Source organism: Nocardia sp. NPDC059177, from assembly GCF_042755165.1.
In the GTDB taxonomy this organism is placed as follows: Bacteria; Actinomycetota; Actinomycetes; order Mycobacteriales; family Mycobacteriaceae; genus Nocardia.
Window position 1 is genome coordinate 1 of the sequence record NZ_JBHZBX010000004.1, and the last position, 12818, is coordinate 12818.

Consider the following 12818-nt stretch of genomic DNA (forward strand, 5'->3'; position numbering starts at 1 on the left):
GCTGAACTGACGCGACTTCTTCTGTGCCACAACAACTCCGTTCAGTTACCCAAATTCTACTTTGGGCCACTGTCCGAAGAACTTCGGGCACCTCACCATGCGTTCGAGGTGCGCGCCGGTGAACACGCGATGCCGATGCTCGGTGACAAGAACCAGGCGAGCGCGGAGGACGAAACACAGTGTCTACCAGTACGAAACACGGTTGCAGTCAGCCATAGGCTATTGCTATCTTTATGGTGTGTACCTCCGATACCAGTACCGCCTCAACCCCACCCCGGGGCAACAGATGGCACTGGCGCGTGCGTTCGGATGCGCGCGGGTCGTCTACAATGACGCGATCGCCACACGCAAGCAGGCCCGGCGGGACGGACTGCCGTACCCGAAGGACGGCGAACTGTCGAAAGCCCTGACCGCGGTGAAGAAGACACCCGAGCGTGCATGGCTGACCGAAGTATCGTCGGTGGTGCTGCAACAGGCTCTCGCTGACGCGAACACCGCCTACCGCAACTTCTTCGCCTCGATCACCGGCAAACGCAAGGGTCCCAAATTGGGGGCACCCCGGTTCAGGTCGCGTCGCGACAATAGGCAGACGATCCGGTTCGTCCGAGGCGCCCACTCCGTCACCGCTGGCGGGAAGCTGCGCCTGCAGAAGATCGGCGACGTGAAAGTCCGCTGGTCTCGCGAGCTGCCGTCGGAGCCGTCGAGTGTGACTGTTGTCAAGGACGCGGCCGGACGATACTTCGCTTCGTTCGTTGTCGAGGTCGATCCGGCCCCGTTGCCGGAGGCCGACACCGAAGTCGGTATCGACCTCGGACTCGCGACGTTCGCGGTCTGCTCGGACGGGAAGACCATCACCTCCCCGAAGTTCTTTCGCCGTGCCGAACGGCGTGTGCGGAAAGCGCAACAAGCTATGTCCCGCAAGGACAAAGGTTCGAAGAATCAGAACAAGGCACGTATTCGTGTCGCCAAGGCCCACGTGCGGGTGGCCGACGCCAGACGCGATTTCGCACACAAACATTCCACGACACTGATCCGCGAGAACCAAGCGGTGTATGTCGAGGATTTGTGTGTGAAGGGTTTGGCGCGGACTAGGTTGGCGAAGTCGGTTCATGATGCTGGGTGGGGCATGTTCACCCGGATGTTGCTGGAGAAGGCTGCCCGGTACGGGCGGATGGTGGTGAAGGTCGACAGGTTCTTCCCGTCGACTCAGATGTGCTCGGACTGTGGGCGGGTGGACGGATCGAAACCGTTGTCGGTGCGTACATGGGCCTGCTCGTGTGGGGTGGTCCACGACCGTGATCTGAACGCCGCGAAGAACATCCTCGCCGCCGGACGGGCGGAGAGGCTAAACGCCTGCGGAGGGACTGTAAGTCCTGCCGCCTAGCGGAAGGCACGTCCCTGTGAAACAGGAACCCACCGAGAGCGCCTGTGAGGGCGCTGGTAGGAATCTCCCCTTCAGGGAAGTGGCCGTCAATTCGAGACAGAGCATCCGTGTATAGACGAATAGCACGGCAGCGAACACCGCAGGCTGACCCGCATCACCCTGGCCGGGGAGATCCCCGTCGGTGTCGACGGCGCCTCCAGCACGGTGATCGCCGGTGACGCGGCGCCCTATGTGCGGGCCCCCTGGCAGCGTGCGGCCTAGGAATTGACCACCACCGCAACACCTGCCGAGCCTCGGGTCCCCGGACCGGTGCCCGGGATGGATTACCCTTCGTCGACACGCACGTCCGGTGATCACGCGCGCCCAGGTCCCGACCGGCCCGGCCCGACGAGGGGATTCCCGTGAATTTGTGGAGTTATGTCCGGGGGCGGGGAGAGATGCTGAGCTTCCTGACCTATCAGCACGCCTCCCTGGCCTTCCAGACAGTGCTGGTCGGGACGGTCGTCGCGATCCTCATCGCGGTCACGGTCTACCGGCTGCCGCTGGCCTCGGCGCTCACACTCACCTCCAGCCGGGTCGCGCTGACCATCCCGTCGCTGGCGTTGCTGGCGCTGCTGCTCGTGCCGTTCGGGCTCGGTGTCGTCCCGTCGTTCATCATGCTGGCGTTCTTCGCCGCGCTGCCGGTGATCGGCAACGCCATCGTCGGCCTGCGCTCGGTGCCGGCCTCGGTGATCGAATCCGCGCGCGGAATCGGCTTGTCGCGCGGGCGGATCCTGCTCACCGTCGAGTTCCCGATCGCCTGGCCGGTGATCCTCACCGGCATCCGGGTCTCGACCCAGATGATCGTCGGTGTCGCGGCCATCGTCGCCTATGTACTCGGCCCCGGGCTCGGCTCGCTCATCTTCAACGGCCTGTCCCGCCTGGGCGGCGCCAACGCTCTCGAGATGGCGCTGACCGGCACCATCCTCATCGTCGCGATCGCGTTGGTGTTCGACGCGCTCCTCGTCCTGCTCGGACGACTCACCATCGCCGAAGGACTGTCATGACCGATGTGACCAGCCAGCCCGCCCCGGTGACCCCGCAGCGCACGGTGACCGGTGCGGCGATCACCCTCGACGGAGTCGTCAAGCGGTACAAGGGCCAGGACAAGCCCGCCGTCGAACGCCTCGACCTGGAGATCGAGGCCGGCGACATCGTCGCGTTCGTCGGGCCGTCCGGCTGCGGCAAGACGACCACACTGAAGATGATCAACCGCCTGATCGAGCCGACCGAGGGCCGGATCTTCATCGGCGGCCGCGATGTCACCCGGGAAGACCCCGACAAGCTGCGCCAGTCGATCGGCTATGTCATCCAGTCCGGTGGTTTGTTCCCGCACTGGTCGGTCGCCAAGAACATCGGCGCCATCCCGCGGGTGCTCGGTTGGGACAAGCAGCGCATCGCCGAACGCACCGAATACCTGCTGGACCTGGTCGGGCTGGACCCGGCCACCTTCGCCGACCGGCTGCCCAAGGACATGTCCGGCGGCCAGCAGCAGCGCGTCGGTGTTGCCCGCGCGCTCGCCGCCGACCCACCGGTGCTGCTGATGGACGAGCCGTTCGGCGCGGTCGACCCGATCACCCGGGTTCGCTTGCAGGACAGCCTGATCGCGATCCAGCACGAACTCGGCAAGACCATCGTCATCGTCACCCACGACTTCGAGGAAGCCACCAAGCTCGGCGACAAGGTACTCATCCTGTCCGAGGGCGGGCACATCGAGCAGTACGCGCGCCCGGAGGAGATCCTCACCGACCCGGCGACCCCGTTCGTCGAGGAATTCGTCGGCTCCGGCGCGAAACTGGCCTATCTCACGGTCTCGCGGGTCCGCGATGTCGACTACGACCCGGTCACCACCGCCCGGATCGGGGAAGCGGCGCCGACGGTGATCGGGCGGGCGAAAGCCGCCGGGCACACCTGGGTGGTGGTCGTCGACGAGTCGGGCCGCCCGCGGTCGTGGCCGTCGCTGACCGAGGTGGCGAGCAAGCCGGAAGTCTCCGACTACCTGGACCGCAGGCTGCCGGTGGTCGCCCAGTCCTCCACGCTCAACGACGCGCTCGACGCCATGCTGGCCGCCAGCCAGGGCGCCACCCTGGTCACCGACGGGCGCGGCGCGGTCGTCGGCTCGCTGAGTATCGGGTCGGTGACCGAGGTGATCCAGACCAAGCTGGCCGAGGGGCACGCCGCCGACACCGCATCCTCCTACGAGACCTACGTCGACGGGTCCGACCCGACACCGACCCCGGTCGTCGCCGCCGACGACGAACCCGGAACGGCCGAACCGTCGTGAACCGGCTGCGCCGCGTCCCGATCGACGTGTGGTTCGAGCCGATGATCATCGTGGTGATCGGCCTGGGCTACCTGTTGTGGTACCGGTCGACCACGTTCACCGCGACCGAGCAGGCCTCCCTGGGCTGGGACAACCTGCAGACCACGATCGGCGAACACATCCGGCTCACCGTGGTCGCCACCCTGATCGTGGTCGTGGTGGCGATCCCGCTCGGTATCGCGCTCACCCGGCCCGCGCTGAAACGGCTGGAACCGGTCGCGGTCAATGTGGCCAATATCGGTCAGGCCGCACCCGCGGTGGGCCTGCTGGTGCTGTTCACCTTCTGGCTCGGCACCGGATTCCGGACCGCGATCGTCGGCCTGGTCGTGTACGCGATCCTGCCGATCCTGCAGAACACCATCGTCGGGCTGCGCCAGGTGGATCAGCGCACGATCGAGGCGGCGCGCGGCATCGGGTTCTCGGCGGCGCGCACACTGGTGCGGGTCGAACTGCCGCTGGCGGTGCCGGTGATCCTCAACGGTGTGCGTACGGCCCTGGTCATCCTGGTCGGCACCGCGACGCTGAGCACCTTCATCGGCGCGACCAGCCTGGGCACCCTGATCACGACGGGCGTCACCCTGTTCCTGCCCAAGCTGCTCATCTCCGGCGCCGTCCTGGTCGGGCTGCTGGCATTGATCATCGACTGGCTCGGCCGGCTCGTCGAACTGGCCGCGACCCCCCGAGGTGTCTCATGAGACGAGCACGGCTGATCGGGCTGGTCGCGGCGTTCGCGCTGGCCGCCGGCTGCGGACTGGTGAGTTCCTCGGGTACCTTCCACGACGCGAGCCTGCCCGGCGGTGACCGGCCACTCGACGGTGCCGACCTGGTCGTGACCTCGAAGAGCTTCACCGAGGGGGTACTGCTGGGCAAGATCACCGCGACCTACCTGGCGGCGGCGGGCGCGTCGGTCACCGACCTGACCGGCGCGCCGGGTTCGGCGTCCTCGCGCCAGGCCCAGCTCAACGGCGACGCCGATGTGCTCTGGGAGTACACCGGCACCGGCTGGGTCAACTATCACAACGAGACCGAGACGATCGCCGACCCGCAGGAGTTGTGGCAGCGCGTCCACGATGTCGAGAAGGCCGACCACGACCTCGAGTGGCTGCCGCCGGCCAACTTCAACGACACCTACGCCTTCGCCGCCTCGGCACCCACCGCCGAACGGCTCGGGGTGACATCGCTGTCGGAGGTGGCCGCCTTGCCGGTGGCCGATCGCACCTTCTGCGTCGACGACGAATTCTTCAGCCGCTCCGACGGTTTCCTCCCGATGCTGCAGACCTACGGGATCCCGTACAACGACCCGAACGGCGTGCCCTCCGACAATGTCACCCGGATGGACGCCGGTGTCGTCTACACCGCCACCGCCAAGAGCGAGCCCTGCAATTTCGGCATGGTCTACACCACCGACGGCCGGGTGAAGAACCTGGATCTCACCGTCCTCGCCGACGACGAGAAGTTCTTCCTCCCCTACAGCGGGACCGCGGTCGTGCGCGGGGAGGTCATCGAGGCGCACCCCGAACTGCGCGAGCTTCTCGGCACCATCTCCGAACGCCTCACCGACGAACTCATGCAGGAACTCAACGGCCGCGTCGACATCGACGGGGAAGATCCCGCCGATGTCGCCTTCGACTGGCTGAAGAGCGAGAACTTGATCGAATAGGCCGGATCAGGCCGTACCGAGGACACTTTCGGGCGCCGGGGCGAAGGTCGCGCCGAGGTGGCGGACGAGGTCGTCCGCGGCGGCGGGCGACGCCGCGTAACCGAGATAGCCGTCGGGCCGGACGAGGTAGGCGGCGCCCGGTGCGCAGTGGTAGTGCCGGGCGAAGTCACCGTCGCTGTCGCGGATGACCGGCAGGATCGTCGGTGCGACAGCGGCTTCCGGCGTGGCCAGGAGATAGGTGTCGAGGTGGTCGTCGGTGAGCTTGCCGAGCAGCGTCACATGGCGCTCGATCTCGCCGAGCGCAGCCGCGTCACAGGTGTCGCCGGCATACCAGAGCAGCGTGTGGTCGGGCCCGGCGAGCAGGGGGAACAGCCGGAAGGCCGACGCCACACCGTCGCGGGTGAGACCGATCGCGTCGGGCGCGCGGCTGCCCGCGGTGGGAGCGGCCGCGCCGGTGGGGGATTCGGTGACGATCGGGCTGTCGCGGTAGTCGATCAGCAACTGGGCCTCGCGCAGCAGCACCCGTTCGGGATCCGATTCGCCGGCGCCGACGCCCTCCTCGGCGTCGCGCACGGTGCGGTCGACCACCTCCGTACCGACCGGTCTGCGTTCGGCGTCGTAGCTCGCCAGCAGCGACGGCGCGGCCACCTCGGCGACCGCCAGCGCCAGCTTCCAGGCGAGATTGTGCGCGTCCTGGATGCCGGTGTTCATGCCCTGAGCGCCGGTGGGCGGGTGGATGTGGGCGGCATCGCCCGCGACGAAAACCCGTCCGCGGCCGTAGGAGTCGACGATGCGGTGACTGATCCGGAACAGCGAGGACCAGCGCAGATGTGAGGCGGTCGTCGGTTCGGGCGCCAGCCGGTCGAGCACCGACTGGATATCGCGCAGCGACGGTCCCGGGCCGGTGGCCAGTCCGTGCTCGATCCGGTCTCCGTCGCCGGAGGTCTCGAGTTCCGGCGGCACCCGCATCGACACCCGGTAGCGCTGCCTGCCGGGCAGCGGAATACACACCAGGACATCGTCGGTGACGCCGTCCGTGCGATGCATCGACCGGATGTTGTAGCCGTGCGGCTGCGACCAGTCCAGCTCGACATCGCCGAGCATGTACTGCTCGGCGAAGGCCGCGCCCTCGAAGGACAAGCCGAGCGTCTTGCGGACGGTGCTGTGCGCACCGTCGCAGCCGACCAGATACCGGGTGCGGAGGGTGTGCGCACCGTCCGGGCCGGTGAGCACGGCGTCGACGCCGTCGTCGTCCTGGGTGAACCCGGTCAACCGCACGCCGCGCTCGACCCGCGTCCCCAGTGATGCCAGGTGCTGCCGCAGAATCCGCTCGGTCTCGTATTGGGGGAGCCCGAGGAACCCGAACGGCACCTCCGGGGGCAGGGCCAGCTCGAGCCGGTCCGCCTCGGCCCCGTTGACGTACACGATCTGCCCGCGCAGCACGATCCCGGCGTCGAAGACCTCCCGCAGGATGTCCATCGCCTCGAACAGTTCCAGCGTGCGGGGCTGGATGCCGACGGCTTTCGCGTAGTGCGGTGGTTCGGTCAGCGCGTCGACGATCCGGCAGCGCACCCCGCGCCGGACCACCTCGATCGCGGCGGCCAGACCCACCGGACCCGCGCCGACGATCAGCACATCGGTCTCGAACATGCGACATCACCTCACTGTGGAAGCCCCCGCCTCATGTTGTCCGCTGATCGTACGCCTGGCGTCGACCAGCGGAATCCCCGCTGACATCCAGTGAAGTACTGGCAACTGTACTCGGTGGTATGGTCGCTCCCGCGGTGCCTGCGACGACGCAGCCAGGGAAGGGTTCTCGAACATGGAACATCCGATCGAACGCCGCCGGTTCCTGCGCGCGGCCGGGGCGGGACTGCTCGGCGCGATGGTCTGGGAATCGCAGGCCGCGGCGGCACCGGCCACGCCGCCGGGTGTACGCAGCCCGCTGCTGTTCCACTCCCCGGCGGTCGAGCCGTTCGTCGACGAACTGCCGCGCCTGCCCGTGACGCGGGGCGAGCGCCTGGAACTCGTCGCGGAGTCCACCACCCACCGCTTCCACCGCGACCTGCCTGCCTCGCCCTCGCTGGGCTACAACGGCATGAGCTATCTGGGCCCGACCATCGAACATCGGGCAGGCACCCCGCTGCACCTGCGATTCGCGAACCGGATGACCACCCATCCGCTCGCCGCCGACATGGACACCAGCCTGCACGGCGTCGCCGAGAGCTTCCGGACCGAGCCGCCCTCGTCGCTGCACCTACACGGCGGCGTGACGCCACCCGGCAGCGACGGGCATCCCGAACAGCTGGTCTATCCCGGTGGCGACATCGACCACGACTTCCCCCTGGTCCAGGACACCGGTCACCTCTGGTACCACGACCACGCGATGGGCATCACCCGCGTGAACGTCTACGCGGGTCTGGCCGGAATGCTGTTGCTGCGCGACGAATTCGACACCGGCGAACCCGGCAACCCCCTGGGATTGCCGGCCGGCGAGTTCGAGGTACCGCTGGTCCTGCAGGAGAAACTGTTCACCGCCGACGGGCACCAGTCGGTCCGGTCGACCCCGATCGTGCCCGAGGGTAGCTGGGAGGGTGGCGCCGTCGGTGACATCGGCGTGGTCAACGGCAAGATCTGGCCGTATCTGCCCGTCGCGCGCGGCCTCTACCGGTTCCGGGTGCTCAATGCGGCGTCGTTCAGTGTGTGGAATCTGTTCTTCGGCAACCGGATGCGGTTCTGGGTGATCGGCAACGATCACGGCCTGCTCGACGCGCCGGTCCCCGCGCACGAACTGCGGCTCTCACCGGGGGAGCGGGTCGACCTGCTGGTCGACTTCGCCGAACTGGCCCCGGGCGAGACCGTGGAACTGCGCAACGACGAGGCGCCGGTCTTCCAGGCCGCGATCCTCGGCGAGGTCGCGATGCCGCGCTTCTGCCAGTTCCGGGTCGAGGACCGGCCGGGCTTCGCCGGCGGGGTGCCCGAACGTCTGCGCGGCGGGCCGGGACTGCCGCCGCCGCTGCCGCCGATCGAGACACCGACCGTGATCCGCACCGTCACCGTGAGTCAGCCCTACGAGCTGCGGGTGCCGCCGGCGATCATGTCGCTGAACAATCTCACCTTCGCCAGCACCGATATCGAGCTGCCGCGCCAGGGCACCGTCGAGCAGTGGAACATCGTCAACATCACCCCCGACCCGCATCCGATCCACCTGCACCTGGTCACCTTCCGGATTCTCGGCCGGACGCCGCTGCGCACCGTCGACTACCAGCTGGCCCATCCGCAGCCGCCGGTGGGGCAGAAGTGGGCGCCGCCGGCGGACGGGTTCCTGGCCGGGCCGATGGTGGCGCCGCAGCCGTGGGAAGCGGGCCACAAGGACATCGTGCGGGTCGACGGCGGCACCGTCACCAGCATCATCGTCCGGTTCCCGACCGCGGCGGAACTGGGCTTCGACCCGGACGCGCCGTTCCCGCGCCGGGCGGTGACCGAGCGTGCGGGCGCGGACACGCACACCGGGCATCGGACCACCGACCATGCTGGTCATCAGCACGACGACCTGCGCGGATACGTCTGGCACTGCCACCTGCTCGATCACGAGGACCACGACATGATGCTGAAGTACCGCATCGTGCCGTGACGGTTCCATACTTTCAGGTACTGAACACTATTCGGCGTAGTATGGTCGAGCCGATCGCAGTCAGCGAACGGACATGCTCACATCAGGAGGGCGGCAGTGGTCGAATCCGTCAAAGGCCAGGTCGAGCCCGCCGGGCCACCGGTGAAGTGCCCCACCGCCTTTCGCTACTGGGAGGCGCGCGACACCCCGCTGGTGCGCCGGGTCGAGCGCGTTTTCGAGACCGTGACCAGGCAGCGGCTGTTCCCCACCGACGAGCAGGCGATCGCCCTGTGCGAGGACCTGTTCAGCGGTGACCCGGTCGCCGAGCGCTTCGTCGCCGAGGTGATGCACGGCGAGATCGGGCCGAAGGCCGGGCGGGCGATGCTGGAGACGGCGCTGACCGAGGGCATCGACGCGGTACCGGACGCGCCGGAATCCATGCGCGCGCTGTTCGCCGAGTTCGAGACGGTGCCCGACTGGGTCGTCCCCGAACTGGTCGAACAGGGCGCGGCGATCTGGCGGCGCTGGGGCACCATGCTGTTCAGCTTCGCCGGCGCCGAAACTCTCGAGATGTACACCGAGGCCGCGGTCGCGACACCGCTGTCGCTGGCCGGTGGCTACGCCGGTGACAGTGCCCTGCGCCGCTTCCTGGAGACCTGCCGGTTCTGGATGGACGTCTCCGCGCGCGACGCCCTGCTCACTCCCGGCTCGGCGGGCCGGGCCACCGCGCTGAAGGTGCGGGTGATGCATGTCTCGGTGCGGGCGAAGGTCGGCGGCCATCCCGAATGGGATATCGAACGCTGGGGCCTGCCGATCAGCCAGACCTACCAGATGCTGACCCTGCTCGCCGGCAGCGTGACACCCGGCCTCGGCCTGTGGGCCCTGGGCTATCAGACGACCCCGTCGGAAATCCGTGCGCTGCTGCACTTCCAGAAGTACATGGGCCATCTGCTCGGCGTGCGGCTGCGCTGGTATCCCGACACCGTCCTCGACGGCCTGCGCGTGCTGGCGATGACCATCGCCTCGCGCTCCTACGACGCCGGTCAGCACGGGACCGAGCTGATCGAGTCGTATCCGGCGGCCTTCGCGCCTCGCGACGGGCACCGCGGCCTGGCCCGGTTGCGTGAGAAGTACAACTTCCGGATCAACTCGGTGTACTCCGCGATGTACATGGCGCCCGGCACCCGCCGCCACTACACGATGCCGCCCGCCTTCCCGTGGATCCTCATCCCGGTGCTGCGGTTCCCGCTGATCACCGTGATGGAGCTCGTGCGCCGGTTCTGCCCGCCGTTCGCGCGGGCACACGAGAAACTGATGCTGGCCCATCGCGAGAACTGGTACCGAGCCCAGATGCAAGGTCGCGAAGCGGCCTTCGACGCCAGCGGCGCCCTGCGCCGATGACCCCACCGAAAGCAGCCATGACCACCGCAGACATCGTCGAAGTATGGAACGGGCCGGGCCGCAGCGACGGCGAACTGACCCCGGTCGAGCCGCGCCACAACGGGTTACACGCCTCACCGAGCAAGCTCGCCTTCGAACACTGGTACTTCGACGCGCACCTCGACACCGGTCACGTGGTGATCGGGTTCCTCACCAAGCGCCGCCCCGAAGACCTGCCGCTGGCCCGGCCGTGGGTGGAGATGATGGTGTACGCCCCCGACGGCACCCGCCGCCAGGTGTCGAAGCGGTATCCGCATTCGGCGACCTCCTTCTCGCCGGATGCCTGCGATGTGCGGGTCGGTGCCAATACTGCGCGCACCGAATTCCGCGACGACGGCCTGCCGACCCATCATCTGCGGATGGCCGAGGACGGCCTGGTCTTCGACCTGCAGTTCCACAACGAGGTGCCCAGCTGGATGCCCGGCAAGGGCGAAACCCGCTTCGGCGCCAAGGATTCCTTCGGCTGGATGGTCGCCGCGCCGCGGGCGCGGGTGAGTGGCGCGATCGAGCTCGACGGCGTGCGTCATGAGGTCACCGGGCGTGGGTACCACGACCACAACTGGGGCGTCGGCGACATGAAGAAGATCATCGAGCGCTGGCATTGGGGGCGGCTCTACGTCGAGGACTACTCACTGCTGTTCGCCTCGGTGCTGACCCAGCAGAGCAAGGGCGGCCACGAGATCAACCCGCTGATGCTGGCCCACCACACCGACATCGTGCTCTCCACCGGCGAGACCTTGCTCACCGAGGGTCCCGCGCGTTTCGACGCCACGGCGGGTCGCACCTACCCCGAATGGGTCGAACTGCGGGTGCCGGACCAGCTCGAACTGCGCCTGGACGTGGAGCGGGTCATCCACGCCCACGACCTGCTCGACGATCTGCCGGTGGTGCGTTCGCGCCTGGCCAAGCCGCTGGTGCACCGGCTGGTCGGGCACCCCGGCTACTTCCGGTTCGAGTCCACCTTCGAGCTGACCGTGCACACCGGCAGCGGCACCGAGCGGCGCGGTGGAACGACGCTGCACGAATTGGTCGCGCTGACATGACCGCGGCGATCCGGGTGCCGGTGTCGTAGTCTCGGTGCGGATCTGGAGGTAGTCATGGTGTCGGCCGCATTGCTCGTCGTCGCGGGGATCGAGCTGGTGTGCGTGGTCGCGTTGTGGACGCGCACCCGCCGCGAAGCCCGCGTTCTGATCCTCGGGCTGGTCGGGCTCGGCATCGCCTACGACTCGGCGATCTTCGCCCTCGGCGCGCTGATCGGTGAAGGGTCACTGCTGCACGCGCTGAGCGTCGGCCGATTCGCCGGCCACGCCCTGCTCACCCCGCTGCTGGTGCTGTGGGCGGTCGATCGCGTCGGCGCGAGTACCCGGTGGCGCCGTGCCGGTGTGGTGCTGACGGTGCTGCTGGTGGCGTGGGGCGTGCTCGGCGAACTCGTGCACCTGCGGCTGGTGCCGCGCCATTTCGCCGACACCGTGCGCTACGCGGGCGAGCATCCGGCGGTGCCGATTCCGGCGCTCGTGGTGACCGCGGTGCTGCTGGCGGCGGGTGTGGTGCTGTGGCGGGCAGAAGGGCTGCGTTTCCCGGTGTTCGGCATCGTGGCGCTGATCCTCGCCTCCGGCGCGGCGGTGGCCTGTCCGCCATTGGGCAATGCCGGGGAAGCGGTGATGATCGTCGCGCTCACCGGTGCCGAACTCGTTGTGGCGGGCCGCGGATCAGCCGGTCAACTGCGCGGCTCGGAACTGGTGATGAACCGGAAGAACTCGCGGCGCTGATCCGCGGTCGGCACCGGCAGGTTCTGGTTGCCGTGCACGAAACCGATACCGGCGAAACACATCAGACCGGCCCGCATCTCCGCCTGCTCGGCCGAGAACCCCATCTCGATGAGCGTCTTGGACAGCGTGTGGAAGATCCGCTGGTCGAGGGCCTTCACCGCGTCGGCCACCTTGGCGTTGGTGCGCGCCCAGTCGCGAACCGCGAGCTCGACCTGCCAGACTCGTTCGCCGGTGAGCAGTCCGCCCATCCGGTCCAGGCGTTCCTGCACGGGGAGGTCGTCGAGGTCGTGGAATCCGCGGGCCGCGTCGTTCTGATCGGCGCACCAGAACTGCGCCGTGGTCTCGAGCAGCTGATCGATGCCGTCGAAATGCCAGTAGAAGCTGCCCTTGGTCACCCCCAGCTCATCGCAGACCTTGGCGATGGTGATGGCCCCGACACCGTCGCGCAGCAGCACACCCAGCGCCGCGGCGGTCCAGTCCTCGACGCCGAGCCTGCGCGCCGCCCCGCGCGCCGCCGCCGCTTTGCGCTTGGACACCGGCGCCGCCGGCCGGGAGCTCCCGGGTTCGTCGGTCATGGTCGTCTCCTCTCG

General features: G+C 68.2%; 11 protein-coding genes and 1 pseudogene. 10 read left to right on the forward strand and 2 right to left on the reverse strand.

Annotated elements, in window-relative coordinates:
* The first annotated feature begins 286 nt into the window (after positions 1 to 286).
* From ACFXK0_RS06385 to ACFXK0_RS06410, 6 genes and pseudogenes are all read left to right on the forward strand, one after another.
* Positions 287 to 1384, forward strand: a complete 1098-nt coding sequence (locus tag ACFXK0_RS06385; protein WP_379408804.1) for an RNA-guided endonuclease InsQ/TnpB family protein — start codon at positions 287 to 289, stop codon at positions 1382 to 1384.
* A 126-nt stretch (positions 1385 to 1510) separates the two neighbouring features.
* Positions 1511 to 1645 (forward strand): annotated as a pseudogene (locus ACFXK0_RS06390) (taurine catabolism dioxygenase); the annotation flags it as partial.
* A gap of 140 nt (positions 1646 to 1785) precedes the next feature.
* Positions 1786 to 2430, forward strand: a complete 645-nt coding sequence (locus ACFXK0_RS06395; protein ID WP_379408806.1) for an ABC transporter permease — start codon at positions 1786 to 1788, stop codon at positions 2428 to 2430.
* Positions 2427 to 3707: an ATP-binding cassette domain-containing protein gene (locus tag ACFXK0_RS06400; RefSeq protein WP_379408807.1), complete on the forward strand. Its 1281-nt coding sequence runs from the start codon at positions 2427 to 2429 to the stop codon at positions 3705 to 3707. Before ACFXK0_RS06395 ends, ACFXK0_RS06400 begins: the two co-directional genes overlap by 4 nt.
* Positions 3704 to 4441 carry an ABC transporter permease gene (locus ACFXK0_RS06405; RefSeq protein WP_379408808.1) on the forward strand — a complete coding sequence of 246 codons (738 nt, stop codon included), beginning with the start codon at positions 3704 to 3706 and terminating at the stop codon, positions 4439 to 4441. Before ACFXK0_RS06400 ends, ACFXK0_RS06405 begins: the two co-directional genes overlap by 4 nt.
* Complete coding sequence (locus ACFXK0_RS06410; RefSeq protein WP_379408809.1) at positions 4438 to 5406, forward strand: glycine betaine ABC transporter substrate-binding protein; 969 nt, start codon at positions 4438 to 4440, stop codon at positions 5404 to 5406. The genes ACFXK0_RS06405 and ACFXK0_RS06410 overlap by 4 nt, the downstream gene beginning before the upstream one ends.
* A 6-nt stretch (positions 5407 to 5412) precedes the next feature.
* Here ACFXK0_RS06410 and ACFXK0_RS06415 read toward each other — a convergent pair whose 3' ends face one another.
* Positions 5413 to 7056: an FAD-dependent monooxygenase gene (locus ACFXK0_RS06415; protein WP_379408810.1), complete on the reverse strand. Its 1644-nt coding sequence runs from the start codon at positions 7054 to 7056 to the stop codon at positions 5413 to 5415.
* Between the two features lie 172 nt (positions 7057 to 7228).
* Here ACFXK0_RS06415 and ACFXK0_RS06420 point away from each other — a divergent pair, with 172 nt between their 5' ends.
* The 4 genes from ACFXK0_RS06420 (at position 7229) to ACFXK0_RS06435 (ending at position 12228) form a co-directional block, all read left to right on the forward strand.
* The gene (locus tag ACFXK0_RS06420; RefSeq protein ID WP_379408811.1) at positions 7229 to 9040 is read left to right on the forward strand and encodes a multicopper oxidase family protein; all 1812 of its coding nucleotides are present in this window, start codon (positions 7229 to 7231) and stop codon (positions 9038 to 9040) included.
* 96 nt (positions 9041 to 9136) lie between these two features.
* Complete coding sequence (locus tag ACFXK0_RS06425) at positions 9137 to 10420, forward strand: oxygenase MpaB family protein (protein ID WP_379408812.1); 1284 nt, start codon at positions 9137 to 9139, stop codon at positions 10418 to 10420.
* Positions 10421 to 10437: 17 nt separating this feature from the next.
* Positions 10438 to 11502 (forward strand): lipocalin-like domain-containing protein, encoded by a 1065-nt coding sequence (locus ACFXK0_RS06430; RefSeq protein WP_379408813.1) that lies wholly within the window; start codon positions 10438 to 10440, stop codon positions 11500 to 11502.
* Positions 11503 to 11556: 54 nt separating this feature from the next.
* On the forward strand, positions 11557 to 12228 hold the full coding sequence (locus ACFXK0_RS06435) for a hypothetical protein (RefSeq protein WP_379408814.1): 672 nt from the start codon (positions 11557 to 11559) through the stop codon (positions 12226 to 12228).
* Here ACFXK0_RS06435 and ACFXK0_RS06440 read toward each other — a convergent pair.
* A complete protein-coding gene (locus ACFXK0_RS06440) occupies positions 12177 to 12803 on the reverse strand; it encodes a TetR/AcrR family transcriptional regulator (protein WP_379408815.1) in 627 nt (208 codons plus the stop codon). The two genes, ACFXK0_RS06435 and ACFXK0_RS06440, sit on opposite strands and share 52 nt — an antisense overlap.
* Between the last annotated feature and the right edge of the window lie 15 nt (positions 12804 to 12818).